The organism is Cryobacterium psychrotolerans (assembly GCF_900101115.1).
Classification (GTDB): Bacteria; Actinomycetota; Actinomycetes; order Actinomycetales; family Microbacteriaceae; genus Cryobacterium; species Cryobacterium psychrotolerans.
Genome location: NZ_FNFU01000001.1, coordinates 24606 through 49081, shown reverse-complemented (window position 1 = coordinate 49081; position 24476 = coordinate 24606). Strand labels below are relative to the sequence as shown.

Annotated in this window: 21 protein-coding genes and 1 pseudogene; 9 read left to right on the top strand and 13 right to left on the bottom strand. The window is 71.6% G+C overall.

Translation table 11 applies throughout. The annotated features are described in order from the left end of the window. Positions 1 to 54: 54 nt before the first annotated feature. The gene (locus BLQ39_RS00215) at positions 55 to 768 is read left to right on the top strand and encodes a FadR/GntR family transcriptional regulator (RefSeq protein WP_241987006.1); all 714 of its coding nucleotides are present in this window, start codon (positions 55 to 57) and stop codon (positions 766 to 768) included. Positions 769 to 847: 79 nt separating this feature from the next. On the opposite strand, the gene BLQ39_RS00210 is transcribed toward BLQ39_RS00215, so the two are convergent. Genes BLQ39_RS00210 through BLQ39_RS00200 form a run of 3 tightly spaced genes read right to left on the bottom strand, consistent with a single transcriptional unit; the run spans position 848 to position 3899 of the window. Further along, a complete protein-coding gene (locus BLQ39_RS00210; protein ID WP_092321076.1) occupies positions 848 to 2353 on the bottom strand; it encodes a tripartite tricarboxylate transporter permease in 1506 nt (501 codons plus the stop codon). Continuing rightward, positions 2353 to 2871, bottom strand: a complete 519-nt coding sequence (locus BLQ39_RS00205) for a tripartite tricarboxylate transporter TctB family protein (protein ID WP_241977284.1) — start codon at positions 2869 to 2871, stop codon at positions 2353 to 2355. The genes BLQ39_RS00210 and BLQ39_RS00205 overlap by 1 nt, the downstream gene beginning before the upstream one ends. Continuing rightward, positions 2868 to 3899 (bottom strand): Bug family tripartite tricarboxylate transporter substrate binding protein, encoded by a 1032-nt coding sequence (locus BLQ39_RS00200; protein ID WP_092321075.1) that lies wholly within the window; start codon positions 3897 to 3899, stop codon positions 2868 to 2870. Before BLQ39_RS00200 ends, BLQ39_RS00205 begins: the two co-directional genes overlap by 4 nt. Positions 3900 to 4116: 217 nt before the next feature. Here BLQ39_RS00200 and BLQ39_RS00195 point away from each other — a divergent pair, with 217 nt between their 5' ends. Together BLQ39_RS00195 and BLQ39_RS00190 are read left to right on the top strand one after the other, a co-directional pair. Next, on the top strand, positions 4117 to 5856 hold the full coding sequence (locus tag BLQ39_RS00195; protein WP_167738586.1) for a sensor histidine kinase: 1740 nt from the start codon (positions 4117 to 4119) through the stop codon (positions 5854 to 5856). Then, a complete protein-coding gene (locus BLQ39_RS00190; protein ID WP_092321073.1) occupies positions 5849 to 6535 on the top strand; it encodes a response regulator in 687 nt (228 codons plus the stop codon). Before BLQ39_RS00195 ends, BLQ39_RS00190 begins: the two co-directional genes overlap by 8 nt. A gap of 137 nt (positions 6536 to 6672) precedes the next feature. Here BLQ39_RS00190 and BLQ39_RS00185 read toward each other — a convergent pair whose 3' ends face one another. Genes BLQ39_RS00185 through BLQ39_RS00175 form a run of 3 tightly spaced genes read right to left on the bottom strand, consistent with a single transcriptional unit; the run spans position 6673 to position 10993 of the window. Next, the gene (locus BLQ39_RS00185) at positions 6673 to 7833 is read right to left on the bottom strand and encodes an acyl-CoA dehydrogenase family protein (RefSeq protein ID WP_174775392.1); all 1161 of its coding nucleotides are present in this window, start codon (positions 7831 to 7833) and stop codon (positions 6673 to 6675) included. A gap of 29 nt (positions 7834 to 7862) precedes the next feature. Beyond that, positions 7863 to 9587, bottom strand: coding sequence for an aldehyde dehydrogenase family protein (locus tag BLQ39_RS00180; protein WP_256332645.1), 1725 nt, complete (start codon positions 9585 to 9587; stop codon positions 7863 to 7865). Then, entirely contained in the window at positions 9584 to 10993 is a 1410-nt protein-coding gene (locus BLQ39_RS00175) for an aminotransferase class III-fold pyridoxal phosphate-dependent enzyme (RefSeq protein ID WP_092321071.1), read from the bottom strand. The genes BLQ39_RS00180 and BLQ39_RS00175 overlap by 4 nt, the downstream gene beginning before the upstream one ends. Positions 10994 to 11111: 118 nt before the next feature. On the opposite strand from BLQ39_RS00175, the gene BLQ39_RS00170 reads away from it, so the two are divergent. Beyond that, entirely contained in the window at positions 11112 to 12821 is a 1710-nt protein-coding gene (locus BLQ39_RS00170) for a PucR family transcriptional regulator (RefSeq protein ID WP_167738550.1), read from the top strand. A gap of 45 nt (positions 12822 to 12866) precedes the next feature. Here the strand turns inward: BLQ39_RS00170 and BLQ39_RS00165 are convergent, their stop codons facing one another. Further along, complete coding sequence (locus BLQ39_RS00165) at positions 12867 to 14063, bottom strand: CaiB/BaiF CoA transferase family protein (RefSeq protein ID WP_092321069.1); 1197 nt, start codon at positions 14061 to 14063, stop codon at positions 12867 to 12869. A gap of 463 nt (positions 14064 to 14526) precedes the next feature. Here BLQ39_RS00165 and adhP point away from each other — a divergent pair, with 463 nt between their 5' ends. Further along, positions 14527 to 15537 carry an alcohol dehydrogenase AdhP gene (adhP, locus tag BLQ39_RS00160; protein WP_092321311.1) on the top strand — a complete coding sequence of 337 codons (1011 nt, stop codon included), beginning with the start codon at positions 14527 to 14529 and terminating at the stop codon, positions 15535 to 15537. A gap of 395 nt (positions 15538 to 15932) precedes the next feature. Here the strand turns inward: adhP and rraA are convergent, their stop codons facing one another. Further along, the gene (rraA, locus tag BLQ39_RS00155) at positions 15933 to 16400 is read right to left on the bottom strand and encodes a ribonuclease E activity regulator RraA (protein WP_092321068.1); all 468 of its coding nucleotides are present in this window, start codon (positions 16398 to 16400) and stop codon (positions 15933 to 15935) included. A gap of 221 nt (positions 16401 to 16621) precedes the next feature. Further along, the gene (locus BLQ39_RS00150) at positions 16622 to 16975 is read right to left on the bottom strand and encodes an iron chaperone (RefSeq protein WP_092321067.1); all 354 of its coding nucleotides are present in this window, start codon (positions 16973 to 16975) and stop codon (positions 16622 to 16624) included. Positions 16976 to 17169: 194 nt separating this feature from the next. Between BLQ39_RS00150 and BLQ39_RS00145 the strand changes: the two genes are divergently transcribed. Together BLQ39_RS00145 and BLQ39_RS00140 are read left to right on the top strand one after the other, a co-directional pair. Beyond that, positions 17170 to 17439: an acylphosphatase gene (locus BLQ39_RS00145; protein ID WP_092321066.1), complete on the top strand. Its 270-nt coding sequence runs from the start codon at positions 17170 to 17172 to the stop codon at positions 17437 to 17439. Positions 17440 to 17456: 17 nt separating this feature from the next. Beyond that, on the top strand, positions 17457 to 17702 hold the full coding sequence (locus tag BLQ39_RS00140; RefSeq protein WP_092321065.1) for a hypothetical protein: 246 nt from the start codon (positions 17457 to 17459) through the stop codon (positions 17700 to 17702). 29 nt (positions 17703 to 17731) lie between these two features. Here BLQ39_RS00140 and BLQ39_RS00135 read toward each other — a convergent pair whose 3' ends face one another. Both BLQ39_RS00135 and BLQ39_RS00130 read right to left on the bottom strand, forming a co-directional pair. Then, complete coding sequence (locus BLQ39_RS00135) at positions 17732 to 18583, bottom strand: SDR family oxidoreductase (RefSeq protein WP_092321064.1); 852 nt, start codon at positions 18581 to 18583, stop codon at positions 17732 to 17734. A 68-nt stretch (positions 18584 to 18651) separates the two neighbouring features. Then, a complete protein-coding gene (locus BLQ39_RS00130; RefSeq protein WP_092321310.1) occupies positions 18652 to 19512 on the bottom strand; it encodes a DeoR/GlpR family DNA-binding transcription regulator in 861 nt (286 codons plus the stop codon). Between the two features lie 151 nt (positions 19513 to 19663). On the opposite strand from BLQ39_RS00130, the pseudogene galT reads away from it, so the two are divergent. Then, positions 19664 to 20785, top strand: a pseudogene (galT, locus tag BLQ39_RS00125) (galactose-1-phosphate uridylyltransferase); the annotation flags it as partial. A gap of 186 nt (positions 20786 to 20971) precedes the next feature. Next, entirely contained in the window at positions 20972 to 22126 is a 1155-nt protein-coding gene (galK, locus tag BLQ39_RS00120) for a galactokinase (RefSeq protein WP_092321309.1), read from the top strand. Positions 22127 to 22360: 234 nt separating this feature from the next. Here galK and BLQ39_RS00115 read toward each other — a convergent pair whose 3' ends face one another. Together BLQ39_RS00115 and BLQ39_RS00110 are read right to left on the bottom strand one after the other, a co-directional pair. Then, complete coding sequence (locus BLQ39_RS00115) at positions 22361 to 23602, bottom strand: FAD-dependent oxidoreductase (RefSeq protein ID WP_092321063.1); 1242 nt, start codon at positions 23600 to 23602, stop codon at positions 22361 to 22363. Beyond that, positions 23595 to 24473 carry a class I SAM-dependent methyltransferase gene (locus BLQ39_RS00110; RefSeq protein ID WP_092321062.1) on the bottom strand — a complete coding sequence of 293 codons (879 nt, stop codon included), beginning with the start codon at positions 24471 to 24473 and terminating at the stop codon, positions 23595 to 23597. Before BLQ39_RS00110 ends, BLQ39_RS00115 begins: the two co-directional genes overlap by 8 nt. Positions 24474 to 24476 lie beyond the last annotated feature (3 nt).

The following is a 24476-nucleotide window of genomic DNA, read 5'->3' as shown; positions in this document are numbered from 1 at the left end:
GAGTTGTCAAGCGCGCGGTAGGCTGGACTCCACGGAAACACCGTCACGACCGACGTGGAGGCAGCAGTGGCCCAGGACTTCACCCCCCAGCAGCTCACGCGTGTGTCCAAACCTCGCCTGTACGAACAGCTGGTGGAACAGATCCTCGGCTACATCCAGTCTGCCCGGCTCGGCCCTGGCGATCTCCTGCCGGCCGAACGCGACCTGGCGGAACGCCTCGGAGTGTCCCGGGCGACACTGGCCCAGGCTCTGGTGGCCCTGGAGGTCCTCGGCGTCATCGACGTGCAACACGGCACGGGCGCGGTGCTGGTCTATCGGCCGAGCATCGCGACCGTCATCAGGGAACTCCGCGCGCACCGCAGCCGGCTCCCCGACATCGTCGAGGCCAGGAGCACCCTCGAGGTGAAACTGGCCGGGCTCGCCGCGGTTCGGCGCACCGAGGAGGACATGCTCGCCATCGATGCGTCCCTGGACGCCATGGCGGCCGAGATCGCCGGCGGCGACAAGGGCGCCCACGGTGACGAGCTCTTCCACCAGGCGGTCACGCGCGCCGCGCACTCCTCGGTGCTGGCGCAGCTCATGACGTTCATCGCCGAAATGATCCTGGAGACGAGGCTGGAATCCCTCGGCCAGCCAGGACGCCCCGAGCAGTCGCTGGCCTCGCACCGCGCGATTGCGGACGCGATCCGCGGGCAAGACGCGCAAGCAGCGCAGGACGCGATGCAGTCCCACATCGATCTCGTCTCGGACGTCGCGCTGCTCAAGTGATCGGCCGTATCCGTGCGCGCCGAGCTGCCCTGTTCCGGTCGAGTTTGCCCGGCACACCAAGCAAACTCGACCGCAACCGTCAACCTCGGCGGGAGGCGTCGCGCGTCCGCCGCCGGACGGCCTTGAGCAGCGGCGGCACGACCAGGAAGACCGCGATCACCGCGTAGAGCACGATCGCCAGCGGTTCGCTCACCAACGCGGCCGGGTCGCCGGAGCTGATTTGCAGCGAGCGGCGCAGCTGGCGTTCCATCTCCGGGCCGAGGATGGCGCCGACGATGATCGGCAGCACGGGGAATCCGTAGCGCCGGGCCATGTAGCCGAGCGCCCCGATCAGCAGCAGGATGACGATGTTGAACGACTGCATCCCGGCCGCGTACGCGCCGAGGGTGGCGAAGAAGAGGATCCCCGCGTACAGGTACGGCCGCGGAATCCGCAGCAGCTTCGCCCAGAACGGCGCGAGCGGCAGGTTCAGCGCCAGCAGCAGTGTGTTGCCGATGAACAGGCTCGCGATGAGGGTCCAGACCAGCACCGGCTCCGTCTTGAACAGCAATGGCCCCGGGTGGATGCCGTACTGGTTGAACGCGGCGATCATCACGGCGGCGGTCGCTGTGGTCGGCAGGCCGAGCGTGAGCAGCGGCACGAGGGTTCCGGCGGCGGAGGCGTTGTTCGCGGCCTCCGGACCGGCGACACCCTCGATGGCGCCGTGGCCGAACTCCTCCGGGTGCTTGGAGAGCTTCTTCTCGGTGACATAGGAGAGGAAGGTGGGGATCTCCGCTCCGCCGGCCGGGATGGCGCCGAACGGGAAGCCGATCACCGTGCCGCGCAGCCACGGCTTCCAGCTGCGCTTCCAGTCGTCCTTGCCCATCCAGGGCACGCCCACCGGAATCGTCGCCTGCTTGCCCTGACGCAGGTGCGCGGCGATCCAGAGGGCCTCACCGACGGCGAACAGCGCGACGGCGATCACCACGACGTCGATCCCACCGGACAGCAGCGGCTGGCCGAACGTCAGCCGGGGCTGGCCGGTGGTGGGGTCCATCCCGACCAGGCCGATCGTCAGTCCGATGAAGAGCGCCGCGAGCCCGCGGATCCGGGACGAACCGAGCACCGTGCTCACCGCGATGAACGCGAACACCATCATCGCGAAGTACGACGGGGCACCGAGGCTGATCGCGATCGACACGATGAACGGGGCGACGAAGACCAGGGCGCCGGTGGCGATGGTGCCGGCCACGAACGATCCGATCGCCGCCGTCGCGAGCGCCTGGGCGCCTCGTCCGGCCTTGGCCATCTTGTTGCCCTCGAGCGCCGTGACCACGGACGAGCTCTCCCCCGGCGTGTTCAGCAGAATCGACGTCGTCGACCCGCCGTACATCCCGCCGTAGTAGATCCCGGCGAACATGATCAGCGAACCGGTCACGTCGAGTGCGTAGGTGAGCGGCAGCAGCAGGGCCACCGTCATCGCCGGGCCGATGCCGGGCAGCACGCCCACCGCGGTGCCGAGCAGCACACCGATCAGCGCGAAAAGCAGGTTCTGGAGCGTCAGCGCGTTCGTGAACCCCTCCATCAGCAGTGCGAGGTTGTCCATCAGAGAATTCCCGTCAGCAGGCCGGCCGGCAGGGGGATGCCGAGGCCAAGTACGAAACCGTAGAACGTCGCCACGGACAGCGCGACGCCGATGAGCAGGGCCCAGACGAAGCGCCGGGAGCCGAGCAGCAACGCCGAACCGTAGAAGAGGATGCTGCTGGCGACCACATAGCCGAGCGGGTCGAGCACCAGCGCGTAGCCAAGGATCAGGCCGGCCAGGCCGAAGACCGTCGGCCAGTGCGCCGGGATGGAGAGGTCGATGTCTTCGCCCTCTTCGGGGTCGGCGTGCCCTCCGCGCAGAACGCTGATCGCGAGCGCGATCGCGCACAGGGCCAGGCCGGTCGCGATGATGGCGGGAACGACCTGCGGGCCCATCACGCCGGAGTTGACGGCGGTCTGGCGGATGTTGGCGGTGTCGACGGCGACGATCACCGCAAGCGCCCCGAGCAGGGCGGCGACGCCCAGCTCGGAGCGACCGTGCAGCAGTCCTGGTCCACCCCGTGAGCTGGGGGTGGTCACACCAGTCCCAGATCGGTGAGCACGGTGGCGACGCGCTCGTCCTGCTCGGTCAGGAAGGAGGCGAAGTCGTCTCCGGTGATGAAGGCATCCGTCCAGCCGTTGTCCTCGAGCACCTGTGCCCACTCGTCACTGTCGTGCATGGCCGTGACGGCCGTCACGAGCCTGGCCGTCTCGGCCTTGCTGAGGCCCGGTGCCGCGAGCAGTCCGCGCCAGTTGGTGAAGACCAGGTCGACGTCCTGCTCCTTGAGGGTGGGGGCATCCGGCAGAACGGGGACTCGCTCTTCGCTGGTCACGGCGAGAACGCGCAGCTCGCCGGCCTTGACCTGCTCGAGGAATTCGCCGTAGCCGGAGGCCGCGAACTGCAGCTTGCCGCCGAGGATCGCCGGCAGCAGCTCGCCGCCGCCGTCGTAGCTGACGAAGTTCACGTCGCCGGCCTCGATGCCGACGGCGTCGGCGAGCTGCATCGGCAGCAGGTGGTCGGGCCCGCCGGGCGAGGATCCGCCGCCGACCGGGAACGCGCCGGGGTTCTTCTTCCAGGCGACGATGAGGTCGTCGAGGGTCTTGTACGGGGAGTCGGTCGGCACGAAGATGGCGCCGGCCTCCTCGATCAGGCGGGCGATGGGAGTCGCATCCGCGACCTTGGCATCCGTCTCGTTCGTGTAGGCGGCGCCGACGACGCCGAGACCCATCATGAGCAGGAAGTCTTTGTTGCCCTTCTCGGTGAGGGTGCGGGCCAGGCCGACCGTGCCGCCGGCGCCGGCCAGGTTGGTGACCTCGGTGCCCGTGGTGACGCCGATTTCGTCCATCACCTTGACCGCGGCGCGGCCGGTGACGTCGTAGCCGCTGCCCGGGGCGTTGGGGATCATCACCTGGATGTTCTTGAGCGGGCCGTCGGCCGTTGCCTCCGCGGTGCTCGCGGTGGTGCCGGTGACGCCGCAGGCGCTGAGCGCCAGGATGAGTGTGGCGGCGACGGCCGTGGTGCCGATCAGACGCGTGGGTGCTGGCTTGAGCCGGGCTGATGTGCGCATTGCAATCCTCTTCGATTGAAGGCCGGCATCGTCGCCGACCGTGACCATGATGCGCAGGAGCGCCGCAGCCCCTGCAACTTGTGGTGTTAGAGGACGTTGTGTAGCTTGTGGCCGAGTTTCCTTCCTTCCCCATTCTGAGGGACTATTTGTTAGGGCCGCCGCGCGCGGCCCGTGCGCCGGGGCCGACGATGGCCCGGGCCGGCCGACGGGAGGGCAGATGCAGTCACAGTCGCCGTCCTCTGCACCGTCGCAGGCGCGCCCCCGCCTCAGCCTCACCCGCCAGTTGCTCGTCTTCCAGCTCACCCTGCTCGCCATCGTGCTCGTCGCCGTGACCGCCATCTCGCTCGAACAGACCCGCAACATTTTCGACAGCGGCCAGCAGCGACGGATGCTCACCGTCGCCGAATACACGGCCGCCAATCCCCTGCTCCGCAGCCTGCTCGCCAGCGACTCGGCGCCGCGGAAACTCGCCTCGCCGGTGGAGTCGCTGCGCACCACGACCGGGGTCGACGAACTCATCGTGACGGATGCCGCCGGCCTGGTGCTCGCCTCCCCCGCCGACCCGCGCATGCTCGGCACCACCGTGCAGCTCAATGTCGACCGGAAGGGCTACGACGGCGCCTGGGCCGGAGTGGCGCAGCTCGGGACCGTCGACCATGTCGTCGGCCGGGTGCCCGTGCTCTCGAACTCGGGCGAACTCATCGGCACGGTCGTCGCCGGGCGCCGGTTCCCCACCCTGGCCGGCCTGTTTTCGGTTGCGGCCCCGAACCTGCTCACCTACCTCGGCGTCGCCGGCATCCTCGGCGCCGCCGGCTCGTGGTGGCTCGCCGCCCGGGTCAAACGCCAGACCCTGGGCCTGGAGCCGGAGCAGATCGGCCGCCTGGTCGAGCACCGGGAGGCCATGCTGCACGGCATCCATGAGGGCGTCATCGCGGTCGACGCGGACGGCATCATCACCCTCGCCAACGACAGCGCCCGGTCGCTGCTCGGGCTGCCCGACGACGCGGTCGGCCGTCCCGTCGACGGTGTCGGGCTGGGCGGAGAGGCCGAGCGGGCGCTGCGTTCGCACGGTGCCAACGACCGCGACACGCCCCTGGTCAACCGGGGGGTGCTGCTCGTGCTCAACCAGACCACGATTCATCCGCCCCGCTCCAAACCCGAGGTGGTGACGACGCTCCGCGACCGCACCGAGCTGGTCACGCTGCAGCACGACCTGGGCAGCAGCAGGCAGGCAACCGAAACCCTGCGCGCGCAGACCCACGAGTTCGCGAACCGGCTGCACACGATCTCGATGCTGATGCAGCTCGGCGACACGGATGCGGCCGTCGACTACATCGATGCGGTCTCCCGCGACCGCTCCGAGCTGGACAGCACGGTGCTCACCCGGATCAACGAACCCGCGGTCGCCGCGCTGCTGATCGCGAAGACGTCGCTCGCCCGCGAGCGCGGAGCCGACCTCACGCTCACGGCCGATTCCGCGCTGCCCAGGGTGGACGAGGCGATGTCGGTCGACCTCGTGACGGTGATCGGCAACCTCGTCGACAACGCCCTGGACGCGGTGACCGGGGCGGCGACCCGGCACGTCTCGGTCGACGTGCGGGTGGTGGGGCCGGGTGCGGCGGGGCCGGATGCTGCGGGGGCGGATGCTGCCGGTGCTCTGGTTCGCGTCGTCGTGCGCGACACCGGGCCCGGGGTCGACTCCGCCCTGATCGACCGCGTGTTCGAGGCCGGGGTCACATCGAAATCGACGTCGTCGGGCGCCGCCGACCACGGCTTCGGCCTGGCGATCGTGCACCTCGTCGCCACCCGCCGCGGCGGCCGGGTCGGCTACCGAAACGACGGCGGAGCGGTGTTCGAGGCGGTCCTGCCGACCGTCGCGCGCGCATCCGGAGCCCCCGGCGAACCCGTCGAGCCCACAGGCCTCGAGCCCACAGGTCGGGAGACCCTCCATGTATGACGTGCTGATCGTTGACGACGACTTCATGGTCGCTCGCGCCCACGAGCGCATCGTCGAACAGCTGCCCGGTTTTCGCGTCGTGGGGGTGGCGCATTCCGGCGCTGAGGCACTGGACCTGATCGGCACGCTGCGGCCTCAGCTCGTGCTGCTGGACATCTACCTTCCGGACACGACCGGGCTCGACGTCATCCGTCGCGCCCGCGAGCACGGGTACGACCTGGACTTCCTCGTGCTCAGCGCCGCCCGCGAGTCGGAGACGGTCAGCGCTGCGCTGCAGGGGGGCATCGTGAGCTACCTGCTCAAACCGTTCAAGATCACCGAGCTGCAGGCACGGCTCGCCGGGTACGCCGAACGCCGGCGCGTGCTCGGGCGCCCCGGCGACCTCAGCCAGAGCGACCTGGACCAGGCCCTCGGCTCGGCGTCGGGCGTGGCCCCGCTGCCGCCCCTGCCCAAGGGGCTGAGCAAGGAGACCGCCGTGCTGATCGAACGTGCGCTGAAGGACTCCGACCTGGACCTGGCCGCGTCCGAGTGCGCCGAGGAGCTGGGCCTGTCGCGGGTGGTGGCCCGTAAATACCTGGAGCACTTCGTGCTGCTCGGGCAGGCCGCCGTTGCGCTGCGCTACGGCCAGACCGGACGCCCCCAGCGCCGCTACTCCTGGCTCGGCCCGGCGCCCCGGTAGCGACCGCACCCGGCTCGCCCGCCCCGCGCTTCGCGGGTAGTGCGCCACTTCGCGCGTGGCGCAACTCACGCGCACCGGCGCAGTGCCCGCGTAACTCCCCCGCAGCGATACCCGCGCGACTGCTACCCGACGGGTGCCTAGCGGAAGGCGGGAATGCCCGTGATGTGGTTGCCGATGATCAGCGTGTGCACCTCGTCGGTCCCCTCGTAGGTGCGCACGCTCTCGAGGTTGTTCGCGTGGCGCAGCGGGGAGTAGTCAAGGGTGATGCCGTTGCCGCCGAGCACGGTGCGCGCCTCACGGCAGATGGCGATCGCCTCGCGGGTGTTGTTCAGCTTGCCGATCGAGATCTGGTGCGGCTGCAGGGTGCCGGCGTCTTTCAGCCGGCCGAGGTGCAGGGCGAGCAGGGTGCCCTTGTTGATCTCCAGGGCCATGTCGACGAGCTTCGACTGCGTCAGCTGGTAGCCCGACAGGGGCTTGCCGAACTGCATGCGCTCGCCGGCATATTCGAGGGCGGTGAGGTAGCTGTCGCGCGCGGCGCCCATGACGCCCCAGATGATGCCGTAGCGCGCCTCGTTCAGGCAGGAGAACGGGCCGCTCAGCCCTTTGGCCTTCGGCAGCATGGCCGAGGCGGGCAGGCGCACGTTGTCGAGGTCGATCTCGCACTGGATGGAGGCCCGCATGGAGAGCTTGGATCCGATCACCGTGGCGGTGAATCCGGCCGTCTCGGTGGGCACGACGAAACCGCGCACCCCGTCGTCGGTCATCGCCCAGATCACGGCGACCTGGGCAACGGAGGCCAGCCCGATCCACCGCTTGGTTCCGGTGATCACCCAGTCGTCGCCGTCGCGGAGGGCGTACGTGGTCATGCTGCCGGGGTCGGAGCCCGAGCCGGGCTCGGTCAGGCCGAAGCATCCGATCGCCTCGCCGGCCGCCATTTTCGGCAGCCACTCGTTCTTCTGTTCCTCCGAGCCGTGCTTGTGGATGGCGCTCATGGCCAGGGATCCCTGCACGCTCACGAAGGTGCGCAGGCCCGAGTCGCCGGCCTCGAGCTCCAGCGCGGCCAGGCCGTAGTCGACGGAGCTGCGGCCCGGGCATCCGTAGCCCGTGAGGTGCATTCCGAGCAGGCCCAGCTTCGCCATCTCCGGCACGATCTCGAGCGGGAAGACGCCGTTCTCGTACCAGCGCGCGATATTCGGCCGGATGCTCGAGTCGACGAACGAACGCACGGAGGCGCGGAGCGCCACCTCGTCGGCGCTGAGGAGGGACTCGATGTCGATCAGGTCTGAGGTGTCGATCATGGGGTTCACTTTCGTCAGGGTGGAGGACGTCATTCGCTCGGCGCCGTCGCGGTCGGCGCTGTCGCGGTCGCCATTGTCGCGCTCGGCACTGTCAGTTTGCCGTTGATTCGCCGCGGGATGCGCCAGGGGTTGCCGGGCTGGAGGGCCGGCGGCAGGTGGGCGGGTTCGGCGTTCTGCACCGCGACCGGCCGCACGAAGCGGCCGAGTGCCCCGGCGCCGACGCTGGTCGCATCGGAGCGCGAGGTGGCCGGCCACGGTCCGCCGTGCTGCATGGACCAGGACGTGGCCACTCCGGTGGGCCAGGCGTTGAGGGCGACCCGGCCCACCCGGCCGAGCAGCCGGCGCACGATCTCGGCCGACTGCGGGTCGCCCGGGCCGCCGGTGAAGACGGATGCGACGAGGCTCGGCTGCAGCCGGACGAGGGCGCCCAGCGCCTGCAGGGCATCCTCGTATTCACAGACGAGCGCTACGGGGCCGAAGCATTCCTCGAGCAGGCGGGAGCCCGGGTGCAGGTCGTCCAGCCGCACGAGGATGACCCGCGGGGCGACCGCATAGCCGCCGGCTTCGGCTTCGGCGGCCGGCGTTTCGGCGGACGCGGAGGACGCGGCGGACGCGGAGGACGCGGCGGACGCGGCGGACGCGGCGGACGCGGCGGACGCGGCGGACGCGGAGGGCGCGGGGGGCGTGGGCGCGGCTGCCTGCGCGGCCTGGGTGGCGGCGGGCTCGGCTGCATGCGCGGCGGCCTGCGTCACGGCGGGCTCGGCGGCCGCCGCCTCGGCGAGCCGCGCCACGCCCGCGCGGTAGCCGGCGGCGATCCCGGCCGTGAGCAGGGGGGCGGATTCGACCTGCGCCAGCTCCGCGAGCACGGCGTCGAAGATGCCGGCGCCGGCGGGGGCGAAGAGCAGCCCGGGCTTGGTGCAGAACTGTCCGGCCCCGAGGGTGAACGACCCTACGAAGCCGGCGGCGATCTCCTGGCCGCGCGCCGCGGCATCCGGGGTCACGAAGACCGGGTTGACGGTGCCCATTTCGGCGAAGACCGGCACGCCGCGGGCTGCGGCCCGGTCGACCAGGGCCATGCCGCCGCCCTGGCTGCCGGTGAAGGCGACCGCGGTGACCTCGGCGGCGTCGACGAGCTGCAGCCCGGCGTCGAAGCCCACGACGAGGGCGTAGCTGCCCGGCGGGGCGCCGGCCTCGGCGAGCGCGCCGGTGACGATTTCGGCCAGGCGCACGCTCAGGCGAGGGTGAGCCGGGTGGGCCTTGACGATCACCGGGCAGCCGGCGGCGAGGGCCGAGGCCACGTCGTGGCCGATCACGCCGAAGCCGAAGGGGAAGTTGCTCGCCCCGAACACAGCGACCGGGCCGACCGGGATGTTCCAGCGGGACAAGGTGGAGTCGCCGCCGATCCCCTCGGTGCCGGCCTGGAGGTAGCTGCCCTCGGCCGCGACCGTGCCGTAGAAGAGCGTGCTGGCCGCGCACTTGGCGAGTTCGCCGCGCAGGCGGTCCAGGCCGAGGCCGGTTTCCTCGCGGGCGATCCCGACGAGTTCCTCGTCGTGTGCCGTGAGGGCCTCGGCGACGGCGGTGAGCCAGCCGAGGCGCGTCGCCGGGCTGGTCTCGGCGACGCGATCCGCCGCGCTCTGCGCCCGCCTCAGGATGTCGGAGACCCGTTCCGGGGACGTGTGCGGCACGCTTCCGCGCTGCTCGCCCGTGCGCGGGTCGTGGCTCGGGTCGGCGTTCATCGTGGTCGGGGCGCTCACGCGCGGACCGCCGCCGCGCCGACGGCCGATCCGGCAGTCGAGTCGGCAGTCGATCCGGCAGTGGAGTCGGCGTACACCGACTCGACGGCCTCGCGGAGCACCGCGAGCCCGTCTTCGAGCAGTTCCTGGCCGATCACGAGCGGGGGAAGCAGTCGGATGACGTTGCCGTACGTTCCGCAGACAAGCACGAGCACGCCCCGGGCGTGGCAGCGCGCGGCGACCGCCGCGGCGAGCAACGGCCGCGGCTCGAGCGTCGCGGCGTCGGCGAATTCGATCGCGAGCATGGCGCCGCGGCCGCGGAATTCGACGATCGGCAAGTCCTCGGTCACGAGCGGTTCGAGCACCCGGCGCACCGTGTCCTCGATGCGGAGCGCCCCGGCGAGCAGGTCGCCGGTTTCGAACGCCTCGAAGACGCCGAGTGCGGCGGCGCAGGCGAGCGGGTTGCCGGCGTAGGTGCCGCCGAGGCCGCCCGCGTGCACGGCGTTCATCAGCTCCACCCGGCCGGTCACGGCGGTGAGCGGCAGGCCTCCGCCGAGGGCCTTGCCGGTGACGACGAGGTCGCCGGCCACTCCCTCGTACTCGCTGGCGAACATCCGGCCGGTTCGGCCCATTCCGGCCTGGATCTCGTCGAGCACGAAGACGATTCCGTGGCGGGCGGCGATGTCGCGGAGCCCGGCCAGGAAGCCGGGGGCGGGCACGATGAAGCCACCTTCGCCCTGGATCGGCTCGATCACCATGGCGGCGAAGGTGTCCGCTCCCTGCGCGGCCAGGACCGCCTCGACCCCGGCGAGCGCTTCGACGGTGGCGTTCTCCGCTCCGCCCGGCCAGCGCAGCGGCGCCGCCATCGGCGCCCGGTGCACCTCGCCGGGGAAGGGCCCGAAGCTGGTCTTGTAGGGGTTTTCCTTGGCGGTCATCGCCATGGTCAGCAGCGAACGCCCGTGGTAGGCGTCGTCGAAGACGAGGATCTTCTCCCGCCCGGTGGCGGCCCGGGCGATCTTGATGGCGTTCTCCACGGCCTCGGCGCCGGTGGAGAACAGCGCGGTGCGCTTCTCGAAGTCGCCGGGGGTGTGCGTGTTCAGCCACTCGCAGACCGCGGTGAACGAGTCGTACTCCGTCACCATGAAGCAGGTGTGGGTGAACCGGGCCAGCTGGTCACGCACCCGGGCCTGCACGAGCGGGTTACTCGCCCCGACGCTGGTCACCGCGATGCCCGAGGCGAAGTCGATGATGCGGTTGCCGTCGACATCCTGCAGGATGCCGCCCTCCGCCCGGTCGATGAACACCGGCAGGGCGACTCCGAATCCGCTCGAGACGTGCTGCACGCGCTCGGCGTGCAGGGTCGTGGACCTGGGGCCCGGGATCGCGGTGCGGAGCAGGCGAGTCTGGGCAAGCGGCAATGATTCCATGGCTTCAATGTAGGCGAGGCCACCCTCCGCGACATCGTACGGACTATCCAAAACCACACCCCCGCGGAGATAGACTGTCCAGTCATTGCCCCGGCCGCTCGATCTGAACAGGATGACTATGGTGCGGATCAGCCTCGCCCGGCTGTGCGAACAGCTCGGATCGGATCTCCTGCCGCACGACGGCGGCCATGTGGCCCGGCAGGGACTGACCGGCGTGCACATCTCCGAGCTCGACGATCCGACCCCGTACCTCGGTGGCGGGGAGCTGCTGCTGACCACCGGCATCCCGTTTTCGGGCGGCGCCGACGGGGCCGGCCGGTACGTGCAGCGCCTCGTCGACCGGGGCGTTGCCGCGCTCGGCCTGGGGCTCGGCGCGGGGACCGACGAGGTCCCGGCCGAACTGGATGCCGCCTGCCGCGAGGCCGGGCTGGCCCTGCTCATCGTTCCGGAACGAACCCCGTTCATGCACGTGTCGCGGGCCTATTGGGACCTCGTCGGCAAGGCGGAGCAGGCCGATCTCACCGCGAGCCTGAGCCGGCAGACCTCGCTCGCCCGCGCGGCCACGCGCCCGGGGGCGGTCGCCTCGGTCGTCAAGGCCCTGGCCGAAGCCCTGGGCGGCTGGGCCGCCTATGTGCCCGCCGACGGGACCGCCGAGACGATCTGGCCCCTGGCCGAGGCCCGCCTGCTGCCGCAACTGCGCGAGGAGACCGCGCGGCTCGGCCTGGCCGGCACGCACTCCTCGGCGACGTTCCCCCTGCACGGGACTGACGTCGTCGAATACTCGATCATCGCCGACGAGAAAACGGCGGGATTCCTCGCGGTCGGAGCCGGGCGGGCGCTGCGCGCGGCGGATCGGCAACTCATGCTGACCGGCTGCATGCTGCTCTCGGTCACCGCGCAGCAGCACTGGGACCGGCGCCGGGCCGACGCGGTCCTGGGCGGCACCGCGGCATCCCTGATCCTGCACGGGTACGCGGATGCCGCTCGCCTCGCGGCCGACGAACTGGGCATCCCCGCGCTCGCGGAACGGGTGCGGCTCCTGGCCGTGCGCGGCGGGCAGGTCGAGCTCCTGGGCAACGCCGAGCTGGCCGACCGGGTTGCGGCGATGGCGCCGGCCGGGGCGGCGGCGCGGCTGCGGCGGAGCATCCGTCGTTCGGGCCTGCGCTGCACGCTGGACGGCTTGACCTACGTAATCCTGGCGGAGACCGGCGCCGGGGCGAGCGAGGAACCGGGCGGCGAAGCGAGCGGCGACAGGTGGGTGGGCTCGGAGCCCGCGGGGGTGCCGGCCGGCGGAGCAGGTGCCGGGCCCTCTGTCGGCTCGCCTGGCTGGCTGGCTGCCGAGCCTGCTGGCGGACCGGCGGCGGGGCAAGCGGCCGGACCGGCGGCGGGGCAAGCGGCCGGACCGGCGGCGGCACAAGCGGGCGGGCAAGCGGGCGGACGGGCCGGCGGACTGGCGGCCGGACCTGCCGGCGGGCTGGCGGCCGCGCTGAGCGGCCCGTTGCTCCTGGGCCAGGTCTCCGGCAGCGTCACGGAGGTGGGCCGCGCCTGTCGGCGCGTGGCCGCGGGGCAGCTCGCCGTGGTGGACGGCCTCCTCGACCCGCAGGCGGACGACTGGGTCGACGCCTTGCGAAGCTACTCCCGGGCCGACCTCGTGCAGACGGTGCGCTGCTACCTGCGGCACCGGGGCCAGTGGGAGCCGACGGCGCGCGAACTCGGGGTGCACCGCAACTCGCTCCGGCACCGGATCGGGATCGCGTCCAAACTCATCGAGGCCGACCTGGACGATCCCGATGTCGCGGCGAACCTCTGGCTCGCCCTGCGCGGCTGACCTCCCCTCCCGCGAAACCGCAGTTGTGCGCGCTAAACAGGCGTTTTAACGCGCACAACTGCGGTTTCGCGAGGGATTGGAAGTCAGCCAGGCGCGGATCGCGTCGCCGTGCTCACCCAGGGCGGGCGGGGCGGCCGTCCGTGGCGCGAGCGGCGGGGTCCAGCTGACCGGGTGCCGGATCTGGCGTCCCACGGCCCGGCCGGAGGCATCCTGCACGTCGATGGTCGGCGCCAGGCCGAGGCTCTCGGCGAGCGCGATCCCCTCGCCGATGGTGGCCACGCGCCCGGCCGGCACGTCGGCTTCGGTGAGCCGGAGCTCCCAGGAGTGCGCCGATGCCCCGGCCAGACGCCCGTGCAGGATGTCGATGAGTTCGGTCCGGTTGCTCACCCGGGCGCTGTTGGTCGCGAAGCGTTCATCCGAAGCCAGCGTCTCCACGCCCAGGACCCGGGCGAGCCGCGCGAACTGGCCGTCATTGCCGCAGGCCACGGCCAGCGGACCGTCCGCGCAATCCAGCAGCTGGTAGGGCACGATCGACGGATGCGCGTTGCCCATGCGTGTCGGGATGACGCCGGCCCCGAGGTAGGCCTGCGCCTGGTTCGCGAGAGCGCCCTGCAGGCTCGAGAGCAGGTTCAGTTCCAGCCGCGCGCCCCGGCCCGTCGCCGCTCGGGCGGTCAGTGCGGCGAGGATGCCGATCGCGGTGTCCTTCGCGGTCAGCACGTCGACGAGGGCGACGCCCACCTTCATCGGATCGCCGTCGGCCTCGCCGGTGATGCTCATCAGGCCGCCGAGGGCCTGCACCAGGAAGTCGTAGCCGAGCAGGTCCGCTCCCCCGGCGCTGCCGAATCCGGTGATCGAGGCGTAAACCAGCCCCGGGTTCTCCTGCCGGAGCGCGTCGTAGCCCAGCCCGAGCTTCTCCATCCCGCCGGGCTTGAAGTTCTCGACGAGCACGTCGGCCTTGAGCGCGAGCGCCCGGGCCAGCTTGAGGTCGGCGGCATCCGTAAGGTCGAGGCAGATCGACTCCTTGTTGCGGTTAATCCCCTCGAAGTAGGTGGCCCCGGTGGCGGAGTACGGAGGACCCCAGCCGCGCGTGTCGTCGCCGGTGCCCGGACGCTCGACCTTGATCACCCGCGCGCCCAGGTCGGCCAGCGTGACGGTGGCGAGCGGGCCGGCGAGGATCCGCGAGAAGTCGGCGACCAGGATTCCCTCGAGCGGCCGGGAGAGGTCGCCGGCGCTGTTGTCCATCTGCTTCTGCACTGAAGTTCCGTTCACTGGTGGCGCGGCGGGCCGGACCCGCGCGGTTGCCCTGCCGCGGGTGACCCTGGTTAACTGCTTGCTGTCGAATCTAGCGGCCCGGCCGCACCGGCTCATTGGATGGATCATCCACAGACTGGGCAGCGTGCCCGCCGATGCGCGGATGCACGGATGCACGGACGCACGGACGCACGGACGCACGGACGCACGGATGCACGGATGCGTCGAGATTGCCTGTTCCGGTCGAGTTGGCCGCGCGCACCGGGCAATCTCGACCGCAGGTGCCAAAGTCTGCGGGCTTGCCCGGCCCGCAAGCTCCCGCAACGCGGCCGCAACGTTGCGCCGCCTAGCGTCGGGACCACGGACGAAGACGTTCGATCTAGGGAGTTTTACCATGACATTGATTGAAACGACCATGCACGACGAAGCCGGCGCCGATGTAACGGCTGCCACGATGCACGCCGCCGTCGTCTCGACCTTCGGCCAGCACCTCACCGTCGAAGAAGTCCCGGTGCCCACGCCGGGCCCGGGCCAGGCGCTCGTCAAGCTCATCTCGAGCGGCGTCTGCCACACCGACCTGCACGCCGCCGAAGGCGACTGGCCGGTCAAGCCGAGCCTGCCGCTCATCCCGGGCCATGAAGGCGTCGGCACCGTCGTCGCCCTCGGTGCGGGCGTCACCAGCCTCACCGTCGGCGAACTCGTCGGCAATGCCTGGCTCTGGTCGGCCTGCGGCAGCTGCCAATACTGCCGCACCGGCTGGGAGACGCTGTGCGAGCAGCAGAAGAACGGCGGCTACAGCGTCGACGGATCCTTCGGCCAGTACATGCTCGTCGACTCGCGGTTCGCCGTGAAGATCCCCGCAGGCTCCGACCTGGTCGAGATCGCGCCGGTGCTCTGCGCCGGCGTCACCGTCTACAAGGGCCTGAAGATGACCGAGGCCAGGCCCGGTCAGTGGGTCGTCATCTCCGGCATCGGCGGCCTCGGCCACATCGCCGTGCAATACGCCAAGGCCATGGGCCTGCGCGTCGTCGCAGTGGATGTCGCCGACGACAAGCTCGCCCTCGCCCGCAAGCACGGCGCCGAACTGACCGTCAACGCGATGGACGAGAACCCGGTCGAGGTCATCCAGCGGGTGACCGGCGGCGCCCACGGCGTGCTCGTGACCGCGGTGCACCCGAAGGCGTTCGGCCAGGCGATCGGGATGGCTCGCCGCGGGGGGACCATCGTCTTCAACGGATTGCCGCCGGGAGACTTCCCCGCACCGATCTTCGAGATCGTGCTCAAGGGACTCACCGTGCGCGGCTCGATCGTGGGCACCCGGCAGGACATGGAGGAGGCGCTCGAGTTCTACGCCCGCGGCGAGATCCACCCCACGGTGTCCACTCGCAGCCTCGACGAGATCAACACGGTCTTCGACGAGATGAAGCTCGGCAAGATCGACGGCCGGGTCGTCATCACGTACTGACCCGCTCGGTGACAGGCGCGAGCGGCGCTGCCCGGTGGCGAGTCACCCCGGACGGCGCCGCCCCCGGCCGCGCGGCCACGGCCATCTGCGGCCGCCCCCGTGTGTGTGGCTAACTCCCGTGTGTGTGGCTAACTCACGTGTGTGTGGCTAACTCAGGAGAATCCAGCGGCAACTGCCCCCGTGCCCCGATTTTCCGCGGAGGGGCGAGTCGGTGATCAGGATTCTCCTGAGTTGGCCACATACCCGCGGGTCGACTGAGGCCCGGACTCCGGGGCGCTGCAGTGGTTGGCCGCTGCCGCTTCGGCGCCGAGAATCGCCGTTCGCGCCCACAATCGCCGTTCCAGCGGCGATTCTCGGCGCGAACGGCGATTCTCGGCGGGCTGGGCGAGACTTGCCTAGCGTTCGACGAGGATGCCGTCCTCGTCGCAGTAGACCATGCGTCCGGGGCGGAACAGTACCCCGGCGAACTCGACGACGACATCCGCGCTGCCTTTGCCGGTCTTGTTGCTCTTGCGCGGGTTGCTCCCCAGGGCCTTGACCCCGAGCGCGAGCGCGCCGATCGCGACCCGGTCCCGGATGGCGCCGTTGATGATCACGCCCGCCCAGCCGTTGGCGACCGCGGACTCCGCGATCATGTCGCCCATCAGCGCCGTCTGCAGCGATCCGCCGCCGTCCACGACGAGCACGGCGCCGGCGCCCGGCCGCGCCAGGACTGCCTTGACCAGCGCGTTGTCCTCGAAGCAGCTGACTGTGCGGATCGGCCCGCTGAAGCGGGCGTTGCCACCGACCGACTGGAACTGCACCGCCACGGATTGCAGGTCTTCGCCACGCTCGTCGTACAGGTCGGCTGTCAGCAGTGTCATGGTGTCCCCCGGGAGCTTGTGCGGTGTCCCCCCAGAGTAGCGACCCGGAGGAGCGACCCTGCGCGGGCCCGGAGAAGCCCCTGCGCCCGCCCGGAGAAGCCCCGAGGCGCGGCGGCGCGTGCGGCGCGTGCGGCGCGTGCGGCGCGTGCAGCGCGTCAAGAGGGGCGGCGCGTGCGGCGCGTCACCCGGCGCGGCGGCGCGTCTCGCCGGGCAGGGCCGCGTCAGGCGCTGCGGTTGTCGGCGAGCCGGTTGGCCACGATGGTGCGCACGAGCGACTCCGGCAGCGGATGCGACGGCGTGAACCGGATCGTCCCGCCGGATGCGTCGAAACCGGCGAGCTCCTCGCCCAGGGAGGAGACGAGCCCGGGGCGCAGCGTGTAGAAGCTGCAGCCCGTCGATTGCGCGCCGAAGCCGACCAGCATCCCATGGTCGAAGAACGTCGGGATCCGGTAGCTGATCCGTTCGGTGGCCTCAGGATCCAGCCGCTGGATGGTCTCGCGGAGCTCCTGAAGCGCCCCGCGGAACTCCAGCGGCACGCCGGTCAGGTACTCGTCAACGTCGTCCGACCCGCTCATGCGGCCCAAAATACACCCGCGCCGCCGGCCTCCCCCGACTGCGCCTTGCGCCCAGCCTGCGCCGAGGTTGACCGTTGCGGTCGAGTTTGCCCCGCGCACCGGGCAAACTCGACCGGAACGATCAAGGTCGGCGGAGCATCCGGGCGATCGAAGCCGATGGTGCGCCGGCGCGGCCGGCGGAGCAGAATATCCCTGTGATCCGCAAACATGCCGTCGTGCGAGGCCAGGTGCAGGGCGTCGGGTTCCGGTACTACGCGCTCACCGAGGCGTCCCACCTGAACCTGGCCGGTTACGTGCGCAACCGACCGGATGGCTCCGTCGAACTCGAGTTCGAGGGGCCGGAGGCCGCCGTTGCGCGGATGCTCACCTGGCTCGCCCATGGGCCGCGGTCGGCGATCGTCGACTCGCTCGACGTGTCCGACATCCCGCCGCTCGGCGAGGCCGCCTTCGCGATCGCCTACTGACTGCGAGAATCCTCGGCATGGACCCGCTCGCGATCAGCTCCCTCTACCTGCTCCTGACCTGGATCATCTCGGGAAGCGCAGCCCTGCTCCTCATCTACGGAGTCGTGCGCGTGGCGGTCAGCCGGGGCCTGCGCGACCACCACAACTGGCTCGTGAAGAGCCGCCGCGCGGCCTCCGCCGCCGCCGACAAGGGCTTCACGGGAGAGCCGCAGTTTCCGCCGATCACGCCCCAGCCCTCGACCGCGGACCGGACCGTCGACTAATCCAGGCCTTCTGACTCTGAGCCCCCCGATCAGCGCCGCTCCTCCGCCACGCTGTTGCCGCCGTCGACGACGACCGTCTGCCCGGTCACGTACGACGCGCCCGGCGAGGCGAGCCAGGCGATGACGGATGCCACCTCCGCCGCGGTCCCGCTGCGCCCGGCCGGCACCAGGCCGCCCTCGATCTCCTCGCTGGGAAGCTGCGACCCGGTGGCGATCCAGCCCGGCGCCACCGCATTCGCCGTGATGCCCCGCGGCGACTCGTCCACGGCGAGCGCCCGGGTCAGCCCGGCCAGCCCGGCCTTCGCCGCCGCGTAGGCGACATCCCCGCGGGAGGCCATCACCGGCCCGCTCACGCTGGACACCGTGACGACCCGTCCCCAGCCGGCGGCGCGCATGAAGCCGATCACCGCCCGGGTGGCGTGAAAGGCGGTCGACAGGTTGATCGCGAGGCCGCGCTCCCAGTCGGCGGTACTGCTCAGGATGTCGCCGTGCGCCATCTCGACGTCCCCGACGGCGACCATGCCCGCGTTGTTGACGAGGATTGTCGGCGTGAGGCCCGCCTCGGCGAGCCCGTCGGCAAGCATCCGGGCGCCGGCCTCGGAGTCGAGGGTGCAGACGATTCCGGATGCGTCCACGCCGAGTTCCCGGAGCTCGGCCGCGCGCTCGTGCACCCGGCTGGTGGTGGCGGTGACGACGACGCGTGCGCCGAGTTCGCCGAGCATCCGGGCCGCAGCAAAGCCGATGCCGGAGGCGCTCCCCGCGCCGGTGACGAGTGCGGTGCGCCCGGCCAGGCTCCAGGCGTCGGGCAGGGGCAGGGGCGCAGACAGGGACGCCGGCGGGGAATCGGGCGCAGACAGGGAATCGGGCGCAGGCAGGCTCATGGCATCATGCTAGGCGACCCGCGGGCCCGGCCCCTCAGCTACTGCTACTGCTACTGCTACTGCTCCCGCTACTGCTCCGGCTGCAGCACGCCGAGCCCGGTTTCGCGGATGAGTTCCAGCGTGGACGGGTCGGCCGCGGCATCCGTGATCAGCAGGTCGAAGGCGGAGAGAAGTGCGACCCGGCCCAGGTGCACCTGGCCGAGCTTGGCGCCCTCGGCGACGACGATCGCGCGGGCGGTGGCGGCCAGCATCCGCGTTTTGACGGCCGCCTCGGGGAGGTTGATGTTCGTCACGCCGTGCTCGGGATCGACGCCGTTGCAGCCGATGAAGGCCAGGTCGGCGTGCACCTGGTCGAGCACGGTGGCCGCCAGCGGCTCGACGAGGGAGTGCTGCAGGGGGCGGAGGGATCCGCCGGTGACGATGACCGAGAACCTGGGGATGGCGGGCTCCAGTTCGAGCGCGATGCTCAGCCCGTTCGTGATGATGACGACGTCGGTGAGGTCGGCTCGGGCGCGCAGTGCTCGGGCGATTGACAGCGTCGTCGTGCCCACATCGAGGATCACGCTCTGGCCGCTCCGCACCAGCGACGCGGCGAGTTCGCCGATCTGGCGCTTGGGCAGCACGGCCGACGCGAGCGCCTCCTCGAACGACGACTCGCGCTCCGGGCGGCCCGCGCGACCGGCGCCTCCGGCGGCATGGGCGGGCACAGCGCCGCCGTGCACGCGCTGCACGGCACCCTCGCCGACCAGCACGTCGAGGTCGGCCCGGGCCGTCACGCCGGACACGCCGAACGCCTCCCGGAGCTCGGCCACGCGCACGAAGCCGCGCTCGTCGACGAGGCGACGGATCTGCTCCCGCCGCAGGTGAGCAGGCAGCGCGTCGCGGTCGCCCGGGGGCGCCGGCTGCGGCGGGGGTGTCGGCTGCGGCATCGGCGGCACGGGCGGCACAGGGCGCGTCGAAGGCACAGGGCGCGTGGGGAGCACAGGGGAAGCCATGCCCCCATCTTCACTTAGTTGGTGTTTCTTTTCAATACGAAAGCACTGGTTTCAGATGTGAAGATCGGATATCGTGGTTCCTGCCATGAACACCACTTCCCCGGCCTTCGTCGCCGACACGCGCATCGCCCGGCAGCAGCACACCCTCGCGGACGGGCGGGAGCTCATCTACTTCGACGACCCGGACACGGCCCTGGCGCCGGAGCGCGCGCCGGACCTCCGCGAGCTCGAACCTCGCCCGGCAACAGCGCGCATGCGGCAGGACCCGCTCACCGGCGAGTGGGTGTCGATCGCGGCCGCGCGGCAGAACCGGGTGTTCCTTCCCCCCGCCCACCTCGACCCGCTCGCCCCGTCCACCCCGGAGAACCCGTCCGAGGTGCCGAGCAACTACGACGTCGTCGTTTTCGAGAACAAGTCGCCGTCGTTCGGCCCCCTGCTGACCGATGCGGATGCCCCGGACGGCCTGGCCGACCTCGCCTCCATCGGGCTCGGGCGCTCCCGCACCTCGGTCGGGCGCTGCGAGGTGGTCTGCTTCAGCCCCGAGCACGAGGGGTCCTTCGCGAGCCTGTCGGTCACCCGCGCCCGCACGGTGATCGAGGCCTGGGCGGAGCGCACGCACGCCCTGTCCCAGCTGCCCGGCGTCGAGCAGGTCTTCCCGTTCGAGAATCGCGGCGAGGAGATCGGCGTGACGCTGCGGCATCCGCATGGACAGATCTACTCGTACCCGTACGTCACGCCGCGCACCCAGCGGCTCGTCGAGTCGCTGGACTCGTACGGCCCGACCCTGTTCGCGGATATCCTCGCCAGCGAGCAGGCCGGCGACCGGGTCATCCTCAGCGGCGAGCACTGGACCGCCTTCGTGCCGTTCGCCGCCCGCTGGCCGATCGAGGTGCACATGCTGCCGCACCGGCAGCTGCCCGACTTCGCCGCGACGACCCTCGCCGAGCGCGACGAGCTGGCGGTGCTCTACCGGCGTCTGCTGCGCGGGATCGACGCCCTGTACCCGACGCCCACGCCGTATATCGCGGCCTGGCATCAGGCGCCGGTGAATGTGCGGCGTGACGACATCCGGCTGATGCTGCAGGTCACCAGCCCCCGCCGGGCCGAAGGCAAGCTGAAATACCTGGCCGGCTCGGAGGCCGCCATGGGCGCCTGGATCGGCGATGTGCTGCCGGAACAGCAGGCGGCCACGATCCGGGATGCCGTGCTGCGCGCGGCCGCCGCCGACGATGCGGCCGACTCCACCAACGCGGGCCTTACGGCCGACACCGGCGTTGCGTCCGACACGGGCGTTGCGACCAATACCGGCGTTGCGTCCGACACGGGCGTTGCGTCCGACGCGGGCGTTGCGTCCGACGCGGGCGTTGCGGCCGACTCCCGGCCGGCCACCACCGTGCTGAACGCCACCGTGCTGGCCGATTTCGAGAGCCGGTTCAACCACCGTCCGGCCGGCATCTGGTCCGCCCCCGGGCGCGTCAACCTGATCGGCGAGCACACCGACTACAACGAGGGGTTCGTCTTCCCGTTCGCGATCGACCGCCGCACGGTGGTTGCGCTCGGCCTCCGCGAGGACCGGATCATCCGCGTGGCCAGCTCGTTCGCGGCCGAGGCCATCGAGATCTCCCTCGACGAACTGATCCCGGAGAATCTGGCCGGCTGGTCCGCGTATCCGCTCGGCGTGGCCTGGGCGCTCGGACGGTTCGGGGCCGACCTCGGCACGGTGCCCGGCTTCGAGGCCTTCATCGACTCCGACGTGCCGATCGGCGCCGGGCTGTCCTCTTCCGCGGCGATCGAGAGCGCGGTGGCGGTCGCGCTCAACGACGTCTGGGGCCTCGGGCTCGATCGGAGCACCCTCGCCCAGGTCGGCCGGCTCGCCGAGAACCGTGCCGTCGGCGCGCCCACGGGCATCATGGACCAGTCCGCGTCCCTGCTGGGCAAGGCCGACGGCGGCGTCTTCCTCGACTGCCGCAGCCTCGAGAGTGACGTGATTCCGCTCGGGTTCGACGCGGCCCGGCTGGACGTCCTGATCATCGACACGCGGGTGAGCCACGCGCACGCGACCGGCGGGTATGCCTCGCGCCGGGCATCCTGCGAGGCGGGCGCAGCCGCCCTGGGCGTGTCAGCGCTCCGCGAGCTCGGCCTCGACGACCTCCCACGCGCCGCCGAGCTGCTCGATGACGAGACCTTCCGACGGGTTCGGCACATCGTCACCGAAAACCAGCGCGTGCTGGATACCGTGCAGACTCTGCGGGAACACGGGCCGACCCGGATCGCCGAGCTGCTGGATGCCTCGCACGTCTCGATGCGGGACGACTTCGAGATCTCGATCCCCGAGCTGGACCTCGCGGTCGAAACCGCCCGCGGCGCCGGCGCCCTCGGGGCGCGCATGACCGGCGGCGGCTTCGGCGGGGCGGCCATCGCGCTGACTCCGCGCGACCTGGTCCCCGACGTGGAGGCGGCCGTCGCAGCCGCCTTCGCCGAACGCGGTTTCCGCGCCCCGGTCATGTTCGTCGTGCACGCCGCCGACGGGGCCCGCCGCGAGCAGTAGCCGCCGCCGGTCCCCGCGCGCCCCGCACACACCCCGCGCGCCCGCGCGCCCGCCCTGATCGCCGCCACGTGTGGCGAACTCAGGAGAATCCGTGACGGCTCGGCGCCGGCCGGCGTGTTTCCGCGGGAGAACCGGGCGGGGCTACGGATTCTCCTGAGTTAGCCACAGCTCAAGCACGGCACCGGGCCGGGAGGGCGCGGGACAGCAGGGTGCGGGGGGTGGGGGCGGAGCGGGTCAGAGCCAGCGCATGGTGAACGCGCGGGCGAGGATGCCGCGGGCCGGCGGAACCGCGAGGACCCGCACGAGCGCGTTCCTGGCCCGCAGGCGCACGCCGCTGGCCGGGCGGCCCATCGCCATGTTGAACCCCGCCTGGCGCGCGGCCATCCGTGCCGAGCGCCGCCTGCGCCGATCGAACTCGGCCAGCGCCGCCTCCGCCGAGGCCGGATCCGCCAGGGCTAGGGCCACCGCCGGTGCCAGGGCCACCGCGTCGAGCCAGCCCAGGTTCATGCCCTGTCCGCCGATCGGACTGATTTCGTGGGCAGCGTCGCCGACCAGTACGACGCGGCCGGCCAGCATCCGGTCGGCGAGGCGTTGCCGCACCGAAAATGCGCTCGGTGGGTCGGCTGACGGGGGTAGGAGCACCCCGGTGCGGTCCCGGATGATCCCGGCCAGGTCCGCGGAACAGGCATCCGTCACCAGGCCGTCGGTCAGGGCCACCCAGCGGCGCCGACCGTTCGGCAGCGGGAAGGACTCGACCACCCCGCCCCGCTCGAAGTACAGCACCGCCTCACCGCTGCCTGAGGCCGCACCGGCGGCGCCCGAGCCGGCCTCGCCCGAAGAACCCGCGCCGCCCGAGGCTGCACCGGCGGCGCCCTCGCCGCGCACACCCGCGTTGCCCGCGCCCGCGCCGCCCTCGCCGGGTTCGGCGAAGTCACCCATCAGGTAGGTTTCGCCGCCGCCGTGCGAGGTCCAGCCGATGTGGAGTGCGTCCCGCACGACGCTCCGTGCGCCGTCGGCGCCGACCACGTATCGGGCGCGGATCGTGCCCCGACCCCGTGACGTGACCTCCACGTGGTCTCCGAGGTCGCGCACCCCCAGCACTGTGACGCCGGGGCGCAGCCCGCCGGGCCGAAGCTGCTCGAACCTGGCGCGGAGCAGGGCCTCGGTCTCATACTGGGGAAGGGCGACGACGAACGGATACCGCGCCGCGGCCTCCGCGAAGGAGAGCCGTCCGAGCGTGCGCCCGTCGCAGCTCACGATGCCGCCGCGGATCCGCACGGCCCGCGCGATCAGGTCGTCGGCGACGCCGATCTGCTCCAGCGCCCCGAGCGACGGCGGGTGGATGCCGATCGCCCGCGAGCGCATCGACGGCTGCCGGCGCTGCTCCAGCACCTCGACGTCGACCCCGCGCACCGCGAGCAGACAGCCGAGCAGGATGCCGACGGGCCCCCCGCCGACGATGACGACGTCACGCATGCGCGGGCCCCGACCCTGTCGCCGAGCTTGAGCGTTCCGGTCGAGTTTGCCCGGCGCGCCCGTCAATCTCGACCGGAACCGTCGAACTCGATGACTGCGACCCCGATCCCGCACGCGAACCCGACGCGCCGGACGAGCGCGACACCGGCGCCTCCCAGTGCAGCACAAGCCGCGACGGGAGTTCCCGCGTCACCCGCCACCCGGCGGGGAGCACGCTCCGCAGCTCCGCGGCCGTGAAGCTGCGACGGATCGAGGTGAGCCCGTCGGCGCGAATGAACGAGCCGCGGAAGAACGGCCAGGTCGCCAGCCCGAAGCCGAGGTAGGCCGATCGGCTCCGCTCGATGTCGCTGTGCAGCACCCGCCCGGCGCACAGCCGCTCGGAGTCGACCAGCAGCCCGCCGAGCTCCGCCGCGCCCAGGTGGTGCAGCACATGGTTGGACACCACGAAGTCGAAACGGGCCCCCTCTGCGACCAGCTCGGAGCTCAGCGCCCGCCGGAACGACAGCCCGGGCAGCGGCGGGCGGGCGGTCGCGTACGCGTGGGCGCGGGCATCCGGGTCGATCGCGGTGACCCGCAACTGCAGCCCGTCGCGCGCGGCCCACCGGGCGAGCGCCCGCGCCACGTCCCCGCCGCCGGAGCCGATGTCGAGCAGAGTTCGCGGACGGGTGCGGGACAACGCCGGGCGGATGTCGCGCCGGTACATTCCCCGCCAGCCCGACACGAACGCGTTCACGATCCGGAAGTCGGCGTAGGTGCGGGCGAGCCGTTCGGGGTCGCACCCGGGGTCGTCCATGATTTCGACGGCGTCGCTCGCGCGCACGCGCAGCGAGCGCGCACGCCGCGCGGGCACGTGCGGCGCGGACAGGCCCATGCC